Origin of the sequence: Pedobacter sp. ISL-64, assembly GCF_018613605.1 — a bacterium.
In the GTDB taxonomy this organism is placed as follows: Bacteria; Bacteroidota; Bacteroidia; order Sphingobacteriales; family Sphingobacteriaceae; genus Pedobacter.
Genome location: NZ_JAGGPU010000004.1, coordinates 399,485 through 413,228, shown reverse-complemented (window position 1 = coordinate 413,228; position 13,744 = coordinate 399,485). Strand labels below are relative to the sequence as shown.

17 protein-coding genes are annotated in these 13,744 nt (G+C 41.8%); 8 read left to right on the top strand and 9 right to left on the bottom strand.

Annotated elements, in window-relative coordinates; all coding sequences use genetic code 11:
* Positions 1–20: 20 nt before the first annotated feature.
* From arsB to J7E57_RS06310, 6 genes are read right to left on the bottom strand one after another with little or no spacing between them, the layout of a single operon-like run.
* Positions 21–1,100 (bottom strand): ACR3 family arsenite efflux transporter, encoded by a 1,080-nt coding sequence (arsB, locus tag J7E57_RS06335; protein ID WP_215126146.1) that lies wholly within the window; start codon positions 1,098–1,100, stop codon positions 21–23.
* Positions 1,100–1,522 carry an arsenate reductase ArsC gene (locus J7E57_RS06330; protein WP_215126144.1) on the bottom strand — a complete coding sequence of 141 codons (423 nt, stop codon included), beginning with the start codon at positions 1,520–1,522 and terminating at the stop codon, positions 1,100–1,102. Before J7E57_RS06330 ends, arsB begins: the two co-directional genes overlap by 1 nt.
* Before the next feature lie 28 nt (positions 1,523–1,550).
* Positions 1,551–2,042, bottom strand: a complete 492-nt coding sequence (locus J7E57_RS06325) for a GNAT family N-acetyltransferase (RefSeq protein ID WP_215126142.1) — start codon at positions 2,040–2,042, stop codon at positions 1,551–1,553.
* Between the two features lie 6 nt (positions 2,043–2,048).
* Positions 2,049–2,618, bottom strand: a complete 570-nt coding sequence (locus tag J7E57_RS06320) for a DUF6428 family protein (RefSeq protein WP_215126140.1) — start codon at positions 2,616–2,618, stop codon at positions 2,049–2,051.
* 31 nt (positions 2,619–2,649) lie between these two features.
* Positions 2,650–2,979: an ArsR/SmtB family transcription factor gene (locus J7E57_RS06315; protein WP_215126138.1), complete on the bottom strand. Its 330-nt coding sequence runs from the start codon at positions 2,977–2,979 to the stop codon at positions 2,650–2,652.
* A gap of 41 nt (positions 2,980–3,020) precedes the next feature.
* Complete coding sequence (locus J7E57_RS06310) at positions 3,021–3,350, bottom strand: ArsR/SmtB family transcription factor (RefSeq protein WP_215126136.1); 330 nt, start codon at positions 3,348–3,350, stop codon at positions 3,021–3,023.
* A 196-nt stretch (positions 3,351–3,546) separates the two neighbouring features.
* Here J7E57_RS06310 and J7E57_RS06305 point away from each other — a divergent pair, with 196 nt between their 5' ends.
* The 7 genes from J7E57_RS06305 to J7E57_RS06275 all read left to right on the top strand — a co-directional run bounded on the left by J7E57_RS06305 (position 3,547) and on the right by J7E57_RS06275 (position 7,713).
* Complete coding sequence (locus J7E57_RS06305) at positions 3,547–4,296, top strand: hypothetical protein (RefSeq protein WP_215126134.1); 750 nt, start codon at positions 3,547–3,549, stop codon at positions 4,294–4,296.
* Between the two features lie 177 nt (positions 4,297–4,473).
* A complete protein-coding gene (locus J7E57_RS06300; protein WP_215126131.1) occupies positions 4,474–4,752 on the top strand; it encodes a helix-turn-helix transcriptional regulator in 279 nt (92 codons plus the stop codon).
* Between the two features lie 129 nt (positions 4,753–4,881).
* Complete coding sequence (locus J7E57_RS06295) at positions 4,882–5,142, top strand: helix-turn-helix domain-containing protein (RefSeq protein ID WP_215126129.1); 261 nt, start codon at positions 4,882–4,884, stop codon at positions 5,140–5,142.
* Entirely contained in the window at positions 5,139–5,444 is a 306-nt protein-coding gene (locus J7E57_RS06290; protein WP_215126127.1) for a hypothetical protein, read from the top strand. The genes J7E57_RS06295 and J7E57_RS06290 overlap by 4 nt, the downstream gene beginning before the upstream one ends.
* Before the next feature lie 275 nt (positions 5,445–5,719).
* On the top strand, positions 5,720–6,097 hold the full coding sequence (locus tag J7E57_RS06285; protein WP_215126124.1) for a plasmid mobilization protein: 378 nt from the start codon (positions 5,720–5,722) through the stop codon (positions 6,095–6,097).
* Complete coding sequence (locus tag J7E57_RS06280) at positions 6,087–7,070, top strand: relaxase/mobilization nuclease domain-containing protein (protein WP_215126122.1); 984 nt, start codon at positions 6,087–6,089, stop codon at positions 7,068–7,070. Before J7E57_RS06285 ends, J7E57_RS06280 begins: the two co-directional genes overlap by 11 nt.
* A 34-nt stretch (positions 7,071–7,104) precedes the next feature.
* Positions 7,105–7,713, top strand: a complete 609-nt coding sequence (locus J7E57_RS06275) for a hypothetical protein (protein ID WP_215126121.1) — start codon at positions 7,105–7,107, stop codon at positions 7,711–7,713.
* Between the two features lie 147 nt (positions 7,714–7,860).
* Here the strand turns inward: J7E57_RS06275 and J7E57_RS06270 are convergent, their stop codons facing one another.
* From J7E57_RS06270 to J7E57_RS06260, 3 genes are all read right to left on the bottom strand, one after another.
* A complete protein-coding gene (locus tag J7E57_RS06270) occupies positions 7,861–10,350 on the bottom strand; it encodes a DEAD/DEAH box helicase (protein ID WP_215126119.1) in 2,490 nt (829 codons plus the stop codon).
* Between the two features lie 179 nt (positions 10,351–10,529).
* The gene (locus J7E57_RS06265; RefSeq protein WP_215126116.1) at positions 10,530–11,276 is read right to left on the bottom strand and encodes a hypothetical protein; all 747 of its coding nucleotides are present in this window, start codon (positions 11,274–11,276) and stop codon (positions 10,530–10,532) included.
* Positions 11,266–12,759, bottom strand: coding sequence for a HEPN domain-containing protein (locus tag J7E57_RS06260; RefSeq protein ID WP_215126114.1), 1,494 nt, complete (start codon positions 12,757–12,759; stop codon positions 11,266–11,268). Before J7E57_RS06260 ends, J7E57_RS06265 begins: the two co-directional genes overlap by 11 nt.
* Positions 12,760–13,308: 549 nt before the next feature.
* On the opposite strand from J7E57_RS06260, the gene J7E57_RS06255 reads away from it, so the two are divergent.
* Complete coding sequence (locus J7E57_RS06255) at positions 13,309–13,722, top strand: helix-turn-helix domain-containing protein (protein ID WP_215126112.1); 414 nt, start codon at positions 13,309–13,311, stop codon at positions 13,720–13,722.
* Positions 13,723–13,744: the final 22 nt, after the last annotated feature.

Genomic DNA, 13,744 nt, shown 5'->3' with positions numbered 1-13,744 from the left:
AATATAAAAGGTTAAAAGAATCAGTTTGTGATTTGTGCATTTGTATAGTATTTTTTCCTGAACCAGAAAGCAAGGTTCACTAATGCGATCAGTGCAGGAACCTCAACCAGAGGACCGATTACACCTGCAAATGCCTGCCCTGAATTGATTCCGAATACGCCAATTGCTACAGCAATTGCCAGCTCGAAGTTATTTCCTGTAGCTGTAAAAGCAATTGATGTACTTCTGGAATAGTCAGCCCCACAATATTTCCCTGCAAAAAAGCTAATTACAAACATGATGGAAAAATAAATGACCAGCGGGATGGCAATACGTACAACGTCCATTGGTATTTTAACAATCAGGCTTCCTTTAAGACTGAACATGATGACAATGGTAAAAAGTAATGCAACTAAGGTAATCGGAGAGATCAGTGGAACAAACTTATTTTGAAACCACTCTTCACCCTTTAGTTTAATTAATGAATATCGGCTGATGATGCCCATTGCAAAAGGAAGACCTAAATAGATACCTACAGATTTGGCAATCTCGCCGATGGTCACATCAATTTCAAGGCTTTTTAATCCGAAGTAAGGCGGTAAAACCGTAATGAAAACATAGGCAAAAACACTGTATAATAACACCTGAAAAATACTGTTTAAGGCAATCAGACCAGCCGCATATTCCCTGTTTCCCTCTGCAAGTTCATTCCAAACTACGACCATTGCAATACATCTGGCAAGTCCAATCAGTATCAGTCCAACCATATATTCGGGATAATCCCTTAGAAAGGTTATCGCCAGAAAGAACATCAATAATGGGCCAATGACCCAATTGAGTACCAACGAAACACTAAGCACTTTTGTATCTTTAAATACTTCCCCCATTTTTTCATATTTCACTTTGGCCAGTGGCGGGTACATCATTAAGATCAAGCCAATCGCAAGAGGGATATTCGTTGTTCCACTTGAAAATGAATTTATAAAGCCAGCCGAAGAAGGTATAAAGTAGCCTATGCTAACACCGATTGCCATAGCAATGAATATCCACAGGGTCAGGTATCTGTCTAAAAATCCTAGTTTTTTACGCTCTGCCACAGGGGCACAATTGTTTGCACTCATTATTGTTTATTTACATATTGGTTTACAAAGTCTGCTGAATAAGCTTTAATTTGATCACGCACCTTCCGAAACTCTGCCATCACTTCTTCTGGGGTGCCGGTTGCTTTTGCCGGATCGGGAAAGTTCTGGTGAAAACGGTCAACCTTGCCGGGAAAGAAAGGACAAGCCTCGTTAGCATTATCACAGACAGTAATTACAGCGTCAAAGACAATCTTAGCGTATTCATCTACATGGTTTGAAGTATGCGCAGAAATGTCAATGTGATCTTCTGCCATTACCTGAATAGCTTTAGGATTAACCCCATGTGTTTCAATTCCAGCACTATATATTTCTGCCTTATTTGCTGCAAAATATCTTAAATAACCTTCTGCAAGTTGGCTTCTACAACTGTTCCCTGTGCACAGCACGAGTATTTTTTTCATTTTATTTAGTCTTGTCCTGTTATTTTATTTAGTCTTGTCCTGTTATTTTACTTCTTCTTTCCATTAGTACCGTATCCCGCCAAATTCCGTCCATCTTGCCAATCTTTTCCCTGTAACCAATAGTGCGGAAGCCCAGTGTTTCATGAAGGGTAATGCTGGCTATGTTTTCAGGGAAAATGCCTGATTGTAGTGTCCAGATGTTATTTGCCTCGCTTTCAGCGATGAGTTTCTGTAATAAAGCTGTACCAACACCTTTGCTTCGATACCCTTCGTGTATATAAACACTCACTTCTGTTACTCCCGCATAGACGCATCGGCCAGAAACAGCGGTTAAGGCTGCCCATCCAGCAACTTCACCACCAATAACAGCTACATATCTTAATTTGGATAAATGACTTTTATCCCATTCTTCCCAACTTGGCGCTTCGGTTTGAAAAGTCGCATGCTTAGTTGCAATGCCTTGCAGGTAAATGGCTCTGACATCTTCCCAGTGGATTGGGAGCATTTCTATTATTTTCATATCTAATCAACAGCAACCGGAACCTGGTTCACAAGCTTGTCCGGCACTTGCAAGGTTTACCATTTCAAGTTTTGTTTTTTCTGACTTTACGGCAGGTGCACAACACTCTTCTCCCGAATCAGTTGTACCACAACTTCCGCCTCTTGAAATCGCCTTACATTGTGTGAAATCTGGAATCAGGTTCACAATCAGGTTATCACCTTCTATGATAAATTGTCCTGGATACATCTGTCTTGTATCAAATTGAGAATTACCAAATTCTATTTTTACTGTTCCCAGCGGGTTTAAAGGCAATGACTTTTCTACGAGCTTTACTATAGATAAAGCCTTGCTAACTTGCATTGCTCTTTCGCTGTCTTGTACCGAAGGTTCCCAAAGCTGTACAATAATCTCTGTCCATGTGTTCATCTTCCCGCCACAGTCAACAGATACGATCGGTGCTTGTTTAATTTCGGTGATGTGGTAAGATGCGTCTACCCATTTACCTTCCGCATATTGGAATTGCAGTGTTAAGTCTGGATTTTGTTCTAAAGTTGATTTGAAGGTTTGCCAGTTGGTCAGTTCTAAATTGTCCATGATTTAAAGATTTATTTATTTTATATTTTAATTAACACTCATTACAATACTGATTTGCAGTATAGGCCGTTTGGGTACTATCTAATATGTTTTGCAGCAGCAAGGTCATATCTGGACTGATGCAGTAACAGATTTTAGTCCCCTCAATATTTCCCTTAATGATGCCTGAACTCAACATCTTTTTAAGTTGATCGGTTAGTTCGTGATTACTCATATCAAGTACGCCAATAAAATCCCCACAAATACAGGTATTGGCTAAAAGGATACGTTTTAAAATTGTAACAGCATTTCTGTCAGAAAGCAAGTGCAAAACCTCTTGGGCTTTAACCTGATGATTTGTTATGTCGTTGCTTTCTTTCATAGTATTATTGCAATATTGCGATGTTTTTGTTTAAATTTTTTTTAACAGCAGTTAGCTTCCAGTTTATAAGAACCTAAAAATGCTCCCAATTCTTTTTCAAGTAGATTCCATGTTTTAGGGTTTATACAGTAGCACACTTTAACGCCTTCAATAGTGCCCTGTATAATCTCTGCATTTTTTAATTCTTTCAAATGCTGGGAAATGGTAGCTTGAGCCAACCCTAATTCCTCAACAAGATCACCGCAAATACATGCTTTAGCGGCAATAATCTGTTGGAGGATCGCAATGCGAGCAGGATGTGCCATGGCTTTCAAAAGCAGCGAAAGCTGGTTTTGTTCTTCGGTAAATATTTCTGTCTTTGTAAGTCCCATAATTTTGTATCGCAATATTACGATTACATTTTAACAAATCAAAATTTAATGTGAAACTACTAATATTCAAAGCATCCGTGCATTCTTATTAACAGACTTTATTGAAGAGATGGTTTATCTTCTTTGTATGGCTCAATAATCATTAAATTTGGGTAAGTAATTTATTCCGTCCATGTAAGATAAGTAACCCGTAGCCATGCCCAACAAATATTTTAAAGCACACGAAGCTTATGACCTTAATCCGCACCGCTATGATATAGGTACGATCATCGGGCTAAAAAATGGCTACGAGGATAATCTTTTCATTAGAAAACTATTTACACTGCCAGAACAGGAATATCCTGCTTATTACAGGTATCACCTAACCTATTATTTAGGAAAGGAACCGGAGGGCGAAGAAGAGTTTTTCACTTTTGTGTGGCAGATCGTCCTTAGACGCATCAATTTTATTGAGCATAAAAACCCCTTTAATTCAAGCCATGCGCTGGATATGGAACTATTGGATAAGCTCACAAACTTTCAAAAGTATCTTCGCTCCATTGACCAGTGGCATACCCAAAAGACCTTACCTGAAATTATCGCTGATCAGCACGAAGTAATCAGAAAACAACAATCAGAAATTGTTAAACTGAAAGAAGATTTAAGTATCGCAAAAAAGCTGGAAACTAAACAATATATCGATATTCCTAAAGAGCACCTGCTGACTATTTATGACATTTTTAACCAATTGATTGATCTCACAATCAAGGAAGAAATGCTGATGGTTACAAAGTTTCCTATTGTATGGGTCAAGATGATATGTAAGTATTTTCGGGTGGATAAAAAGGAGCTGGACATGGAACGTGTACGCAGTTATTTTCCAAAAGACAGGGAAAATCCTGGCGGGCGAACCCGTCTTGTTCCAATGGATCAGAAGGTTTTTGAGATCAAACCTAAAAAAAGATAGGAAAACGCACTCATAATTGATCGGTAAATCTTTTACACTTTAAAATCGTATCAATTTGATATCAAGTGCTTTGCGTTTGAACACCAACTTAATTTAAACATCCCCAAGTTACCATAAAAATCTTTATGGTACAGGCAAGCCATTTCCATAGCATTCTTTTGTCCCAAAACAAAGGCTATGGAGATTATCAATGAACAAGCCCTTAGCCAGTGCATCCGGGATGCATTGCGGGCAGAACTACAAGAGCATTTCAAAACAGGCGGCAGTTCCAGACAGGAGCAGGAAGAACGCCTGTTGTCCAAACAGGAACTATCCGCCGAGCTTGGTGTATCACTGGTCACCCTGACAGACTGGATGAAAAAGGGGCTGCCCTTTTTACGCCTCCACAGGCGTGTGTATTTCAAAAAAAGCGAAGTGCTGGAAATCATGCGACAGAAGACAGCTGACGGTACATAAGCATGTACAAAAGCCAGGCAATTGCCAGCTATAAAGCTATACGACTAAATGGCTATATAACTAAACGGCTATCCAGCTATATAGCTAATCCGCTATGTAACTATTCAATTATCAAAAAAGGAGAACAAGATGAACGTAGAACTGATCACGAAGGACGATTTAAGGCAATTTAAAGCCGAACTACTTAATGACATTAAAGCCATTATAAAACCGCAGGAGAAGGCCAAAGAATGGCTCAAAAGCGCAGAGGTACGCAAGCTGCTGAATATTTCACCGGGAACGCTTCAAAACCTGCGGATCAACGGAACATTACGCTATACAAAGATTGGCGGAATGATGTACTATAAGCTGGAGGATATCACAAGCCTATTAGAAGGAGGCCAGCCATGACCGAAACAGGCATCCATAACAAGGCGGCGGACTACAGCAAACTGGTCAGGCGCATGGGTGCAGACAGCCGGATGCTGGCTACCCATGTCAGCTTGTTTGCCGCACTTTTTGTCTGTTGGCAGCATGGCGGTTTTGCCAGTCCCTTTGCCGTTACACGTAAAAAACTCATGGCATACAGCCGGATTGCATCGGTTGCCACATACCATAAATGTATCAAAGAATTAGATGAGTTTGGGTACATCCGCTACCAGCCATCCTACCATCCGATCAGGGGTAGCCTGGTCTACTGGCCGCCTAAATGAGCGGCCAGTAGACCAGTAAAAAGGAGCCGGGAAATCCCGGCGAAGTTTTGAGCCCTGATACTCCTTACAGGAGCCATCAAGGCATGGAAACCGCTAAGGTTTGCCGAAGCTTTTAGCACGTCAAACTTATGCGCTTTGTAGGGAGCGAGTTAATGTTTTTGCTATACAAAAACCCGGATTCACCCTAAAGGGATGCCCCGGACTCGCTCCCGTTGGTCGGTTAAAAAAAGGAATTAAGAAAGTATCTATAGAAGATTTGGAAAGGAAAGCAGCGCATGAAAACAGCGACAACTGGTAGTGAAATAAAGAAAAAAAGGGTGCCCGGCAGACCAAAAAAAACGATCAGCCGTAGTGATCTGCTGATGATCCGATTAACCCCGACGGAAAAACAATTGATAGCCCAGCGTGCAAAAAATGCGGGGCTGAAACCGAGCGAGTGGTTCCGCAGGGCGGCGAAGATTGCAAGGGTTTTTCCCCGCTTTACCCCGGAGGAAAGCGGCTGGTTCAGGATGCTATCGGGGATGGCCAATAACCTGAACCAGTTGACCCATCTCGCCCACGTGGAAGGCTTGCCTACACTGGCTTTAAAATGCCAGGCGTTGATCAGGCAGATCGAAGAATTATTAACCAAAATCAATAGCCATGATCGGTAAACCGATTACAGGAAAAAGCTTCGGGGGCTGTGTCCGCTACATCGTGGATAAGCCCGAAGCGAAGATCCTTTTTGCCGAGGGTGTAAGGATGCAGAACGCCACCACGTTAACAAATGATTTTAACCTGCAACGAAAAATGAGGCCGGAACTGGGCAAGGCGGTCGGGCATCTGGTCTTAAGTTGGAGCAAGGAAGACCTGTCCAAACTGACCGATTCGGTTATGCTAAAACATGCCAAAGAGTATATGCATAAGATGGGTATCCGGGATACGCAATACGTGGTGGTACGTCACCATGATAGATTGCACCCACATTTGCATGTGGTTTATAACAGGGTCGATAACAAGGGGGCTACGATCACCGATAAGAATAATTACGCACGCAACATCAAAGCCTGCAGAGAGCTTACCTTAAAATACGGTTACCATTGGGGCAAGGGCAAGGAACAGGTCAACAGGCAGGCTTTAAATGGCAGGGAAAAGATCAGGTATGAACTTTATGATGCCATCGAAGCGGCTATGAAAACTTCCAAGAACTGGAAAGAGTTGGAAGCGAAGCTGACCGTACGGGGCATCGGTATCGCCTATAAGTTCAAAAGCGGTACCAAAGAAGTGCAGGGCATCTCTTTTGAAAAGGGCGGGCTGAAAATGAAGGGCTCCGCTATTGATAGGAGTTTAAGCTTTTCCCGCATGGATGCACAGTTGAACCGCAACCAGCAGGTACAGGCTTACCATGCAGCAAGGGAGGCGCATCAACCCTCATTGGCGCAGCAGTTACGGGAGACCATCCGGCAGGGCATTCATGCCGAGCATGGACATAGTCCGAATGCGTCTGGTGTAGTTGAAAACCTGCTGAATATCCTGCTTCGCCCGGAGTTTGTCCCATCGGCACCAGACCCAGTCGGAGATGCAGAAATAGCCCGCAGGAAACGAAAGAAACATCAAGCAGAGCAATCCCAGGGAGTAACCAGATAAATAAACAAAGTACTCACCACCAAAATTCAATGTTATGGAACAGGACGAATTAGAAGAAAAAGTAACAATGGCCGAAGAACTCATTCTGGGCTTAGTTAAGCGGATGGAAGTCATCGAAAACGAACTACCAGAATTTCTAAAGGCGTTTTTAGAACAGTATAAAGAGACTTTAGCTAACATCTCTGGCCAGATAGAAAAGTCCAACAAGCGTTATGACGATCAGAAGATCAGCCAGCAGATCGATCAGGTTAAAGACCTCGTGGGCACTATGCCCAAGGTCATCACCGTGAAAAACGAACATCACCACCATTTCGGAGCATGGTCAAAAAACCTCATCATTGGTGTAGCAGCCTGTTTCCTAATCACAGCCTCATCTTTCGGAACAGCTCTGTACCTGAACCACGAAAACAACCGCATGAGTGCCAATGACATCAAGTTTCGTGCGATCAGGCAGACGGCTCCCACTTGGGGGCATTGGGCAGATACGACCTATATCCGTAATCCTAAGACAATGGAAGAGAATACCATCAAGCTGGAAGCCGAGGCGTTGGAAAAAGCCTATGCGGAAGAAGTTGCCAGAGAAACGGCTGAAGAGGCGAAGCAAGCCAGAAAGCGGCTGCATTCGCTGAAAAAGAAAGATTGAGTTTATCAATGTGAAATGATAAATGTAAGAGGTGCGACTAAAGGGGACGATATGAAATAATTTGCCATTCAATAAATAAATAATGAATGGCAAATCAGAGGGGGCGATCATTTCAAACCCTTCGCTTTTTTTTGTAGGACTTTTTAACTATCCAAATAATTTGAGCAGGTCATCTTTTCCCAGGGATTTTAATATCCCTTCATCGGTCGGGATCAGTTCACCAGCAAGTTTTCTTTTCCTGTCCTGTATCTCTAAAATCTTTTCTTCTAAAGTGTCTTTACAGATCATCCGGTAGGCCATGACATGTTTATCCTGTCCAATCCGGTAACAGCGGTCGATTGCCTGGTTTTCTACAGCAGGATTCCACCACGGGTCTACCAGATAGACATAATCGGCAGCAGTCAGGTTTAGTCCTGTTCCACCTGCTTTTAGGCTGATCAGAAATACCCTGCAAGCCTCATTTTCCTGAAAGTTGGTTACCGCATCTTTTCTTTTATTCAATTTGGTTTTTCCATCCAGATAGGCATAAGCTATATTCTGCTGTTCAAGCCCCGATCTGATTAACCCCAGCATTCCGGTAAAAGCTGAAAAAATCAGCAGTTTATGGCCTGTTGTTTTCTCCATAATGTGCTCCATCAGTTCGATAATTTTGCAGGAATGGCCATCAAAATCAGGTGCATCTTTGATTAACACAGGAGAGTTGCAAATTTGCCTAAGTGTCATTAAGCCTTTTAATACGTACAGTTTGGAGTTTTCCAGTCCGATGGTATCAATCTTATCGGTCAGGTAAGTTTTAAACTCCTTTCGGTACCTGTCATAAATTTTTCGCTGGGCAGGTTCCATTTCGCACCATATGGTCATTTCTGTTTTAGGAGGCAGATCGGTTGCGACCTGTTTTTTGGTACGCCTTAAAATAAAAGGCTTCGTCATTTTTAGTAAAGTTCCAGCCCGCTCTTTATCCTCATTATCTCCCTTGGCTGCAAGGTTATCCTTAAACATTCTTAGGCTTCCGAAAAAACCGGGGTTCACAAAATTCATCAGCGCATACAGATCGGAAGAACTATTTTCAACTGGTGTTCCGGTAAGCGCAAGCCTGTTCTGCGCCTCAAAGAGCATCACCATCTTAAACTTTTGTGAAAATGGGTTCTTAATCGCCTGCGCTTCATCCAGGATCAGGTAATCAAAGCTGGTCGTGAGCAAAAAGGCAATATCGACAGCAGCGGTACCATAGGAAGTGATGATGAGGTCATACTTCTTTAATTCAGATACATCCTTTTCCCGTACGGTTCCATGAAATACCAGCACATTTAATTCTGGACAAAATTTTGCCGCTTCTTCCTGCCAGTTATATAATAAAGATGTTGGGGCTAACAGCAGATGCGGAGCAGCAGCAAGCCCTTTATTCTTTAGATGTTGAAGCAGGGAAAGCACCTGTAATGTTTTTCCCAGCCCCATATCGTCGGCCAGCAGACCGCCCCATTTTAAGGAATGCAGATGGCACAACCAGCTATAACCTATTAACTGATATGGCCGCAGTACAGCACTTAGATTATCGGGAACGGGTACTAATGGTATTTTTTCCTGCTCACTGAACAGCTTTTCCCTTGCAGCAACCATTTTCGCAAGATCAGGCCTTTCGGCTTTGGTATAAAGCTGGTCTATCAACGTATAGTGTTGCCCGGCAAGTTTTACACCTTTATCGGTTAGTGTGCCACTTCGAAAAACAGTAGTCAACTTTGTAAAAAAATCATCTGGTAAATGCGCAGTCTTTCCATTGGAAAGCGTTAAGGTAGTGGATCGCTTTTTAAGGGCTTTCTGGATTTCTTCCGGGCTAAGTTCGACCTCACCAAAAGTTACTGATACGCCAATATCAAACCAGCCTTTTTCCTGCTGTATGTTGACATCGATCTCAGGGAGCTGGATATGGAAATCAATGCCCGTTAGGTTTTCCAGACCTGTAAAAATAATATTCGGGTCTTTCAGGTTATAGATCGTTCGGGCAAACCAGAGTTCCGTTCTAAGGGTTTCTTTGGACAGGTAAAAATAGGGCAATGCTTCCTGTCCCCTGAATGCAGGGTGCAACTCTATAAAAAAGGCTTTAAAAGCGGATTCCGCCGCATTGTTACGTTGCAAGACTTTCACCTGGCCATTTTTAACTTCTAGCAATTCAGTGCCATCTGACTGGACAGGAATGTCCAATCCTCCCTCGTATACTATCTCTGGGATAAAAGCAACATATTCACCTTGATCCAGCGTCCTGATGCGTTTTGATTTTGCAGCAAGCACCTGCGACGCTGCTGCTTTTGTCAGCTCGAACGTTACTGGATAATTCAATGCCAGTTTGAATAAAATGAGTTGGTTAAACTCTTCGAGGTCATTTTCAAGAACGGTAAAAGTTCCTCCGGCTTTAACCATTTCGCCGATGGCCTGACCTTCTTCTAGGCTAAAAAACTGGTAAAACAAACCGGGTACCTGTTCCAGTGAAAAGAAAAATGGGTCTCCGGCAGGCAATACCTCGCCAATGTCAAAATCGGTTCCGTTTAACTGCGCCTTAACCCTAAGCTTGTAATGGCCGTTATGCTGGGAAAAAACAAACCTGAATGATACCCGTTCATCCGATAGCGCAATCGGTCTCATCGTGTTTTTTGGGAGGCTCCCTTTGTAGGCCAGCTTATTATAAAAGGTGTGGTAAAACAGTTGACCTTGCGCTTTCAACACTGGCACTATTCTTTTCCAATAGTTAAAAGCGGTATGCCGCAAGGCTGTTCTTTCTTCACCGGGAGCGTATTTGTATTGCTTATGTACCGTTTCAAAATTTAAGAGCTGATCAAAATCCCGGCTGTAGGAATGCAGTAATTTACCTGCCGAATCCAAGCGTTCTGGTGAGTTGCAGGATCATAAAAGTTGACAAAGGATTTGATAGCCGTACCGTTAGCATTAACTATTGCCTGGCAAGGGACCAGAAAAGGGACACTAAAACCAGAGTGCGCCGCAATGACATAAGCCACCAGGCCAGAATCTTCTTCATTTGTTTTTATTGGCAATGGGCAAAATGAAGGGTACAATATAAAGCGTCCAGGCTCTATAGCACTTTCATAGTTATAAATATGGCCGTATTCCGGTTTAGGAACAGCCGTAACACCATAGTGGTAATGCGGTTTCAGCGTCAGGTACTTTTCAAAGAAAGCGGTATCGGTAAAAGGATATTTTTTAAAACGCTCAAAAAAACCAAAATCCCTTCTTTCAATCATCTTGGTGAATAGTTTGGTAACGTGCCAGCAAAGCCGTGTGACTTCAGTTCCACAGTTACAGGACACCAGGATATAATCTTTGATCATGATGATTTCCTGCTGATGATAATCCCGCCATCCTGAACGAATGGTCAATGTACGGCCTTTAAACCGGGTAATTTCATAGCTACAGTACGGGTAGTTCTCCGCTTCCGGTTCTTCTACGGTGATCAGATCAGCCGGGTGTGGTAAATGTGTTACCTCTTCCAGCAGTAATTTGTAAGGAGTTGATGCTTTCCTTTTTGGTGTGTTTTCTGGGTTTTTATTGTTCATCTTGAGCAGTATTTATCAGGCGTTCATAATTGTCCATCCAGTTTGCAAAAGTTTCTTCCGCAATGGCGTGCAGTTCTTTGACCCGGTCAAAAAGAATATCCAGGTCGGCACGTTCGATAGTGTATTTCTCATGATACCTATAGCCCAGGTAAGCACCTTCAAATATGGTCAGCAGGCGTTCGTCTTCAGCACTGCCGTTATCCATTAGTAAGGATAATTTGGTAGTGAGGCGTAAACTGAATTTGAGCAGTGCTTTTATGCTATGGGTGGTTTTGTCCTGCGTGGTTAGCGACCTGTTCAACGCCCTTAGAGATAGTTCGGCGGCTTGGTGCAGCATGAAGGCCGATAATATCACGTTGTCATTCCGGTAGGTCTGGGCAGCAGTATAAAAGGTTTTGGCTTTGGCAAGCCCGGTAGAAAAGTCCTGCCTAGTCTTTTCTATTTTTTCAGGCCTGCTATCTAGTCTCAACTTTGGAAGGGGCTTATTGCCATCATCATAAACCAGGCTTTCGGCATTACAGGTCATGGAAAAATAAATATGCCCTTCACTGACCATCTTATGAAAAAATGAGCTTTTAAATAACGTACAGCTCAAATGAAGGTGCTTGAGGAATGCAAATTTTACGATAGTCTCTATTTCCTCGAATGTCTGCGGATATTTTTCAGGGATGACCAAAATCAGATCAGCATGATCTTTACCATCCTGGTCACTTCGGTGGTTTAAGCAGTAAATCTTTTCCGGCTCGATAACATTTGCGATAAAGTTGATCACCTCCGGGAAGTTCTTTTCGTTAAACCTCATCAGCGGGATAGGGTTGACTAGGAGAGCGGCCTCTTCTTCCTCAACCTCGATCCTGAAATCCTCTGCATGATGGATTTTGATATAAGGCAGGGATTTAGTTTCACAGACTAAGCCCATAACCTCTACCATTTTTTCTATGTATTCCCGGATCAGTACGGTTTCATATACCTTGGAATTGTAGATTTGATCCAGGGTTATTTTCCCACCCGTGCAGTACAACAGCGAATCTAAAATACCCCTCCAGTCTTCTAAACTTTTATAGCTGAAGAATTCTTCAAAAAATATCCTTACATCGTTGACCTCCGTTCCATAGAGCGTCCGAAAATGGAGAGCTGGAAAAGGTTTGTGTTTACTTTCGGTATATATTTCAAAGGGATGGTCAGAAAACCTGTACAGCGGGTGATCGGTACTTAGTTTGAAATCTTCCCTGCTTTCATTTAGTACATAAGCCAGTTCCAATAGTTTTACAAACTGCTGCTGATGGTAGTAATAACTGTCCTTATTGCCATAATACCCGTTGGAACAGGCTGTCTTAATCAGGTCGATCATTCCAAAGCGGAATGATTCAATATTGTTTTCGTCGCAGAAAAAGCAGACGATTTGAAAATGCGGATTATTTATATCCTTTTCTTTTAAATAGCGCAACGAGGTTTTTTCGCTAACGGTTGGTTCTTTTTTCATGTTAGGCTTTAATTGGTTCAAGTCAAAGAACCCTAACAAAAAAGATCTAAATTAATTTTTTAGGTTATTAATTAGTCGATTTATGGGATAATTTACAGACTGATTTATACATGTGATTAAGCTAGTAAATCCGAGCGTACCAGTTTCATATAAGAATGCAATCACCTATTAATCAAAGCATATCATTGCAATTGATTGAAAATTTAAATAGACGTTTTTGGTCTAAGTAAGCTTCTTCGGCACCATTGTTGTTCCAATTAATCTATGTCGGAAAACTTATGTTTACTTTCAGAATATTTGCTAAAAAGGTCCGAAGATCAGATCCAAAAAATGGATGTACTTCTTGAGAGATTGCATCAGTGTATAAAAGATTGCGATAAAACAATAACTTTGCAAAGTACACAAAGCAGACAAAGACCAACACAGGATTTAATGCAGATAGGTCGCAATAAATACTAGTCCATTCAAAAAAAGATCAAACAGCATTGCAAGTCCCACCGTTTTTATGTTTAAATAGATATATTTACATTTGATTCAAATTAACAATATATGAGTACTACAACTGATTGTCCAAATAAAGTGCATGAAGGCAGAAATGTGAAACGTTTTCGTGAAATGATGGGGATTAAACAGGAGGGGCTTGCCGCTTCTTTGGGTGAGGATTGGAGCCAGAAAAAGATTTCAGTTCTGGAATCCAAAGAAAAAATTGAAGATGCGCTTTTAGCGGAAATTGCTCAGATATTGAAGGTTCCAGAGGAGGCAATCAGGAATTTTGACGAGGAAAGAGCTGTAAATATAATTGCAAACACTTTTCAGGATGATTCAGTTGCATACGCAGAAAATTACAAATGCACATTCAACCCATTAGATAAACTAATGGAGACGGTAGAAGAAATTAAAAAACTCCATGCAGAAAAAGAAGCTCTCTATGAGCGTTTACTGAAAGCACAGGAGAATAAATAAGAATTAAATAAGGATATTTTAT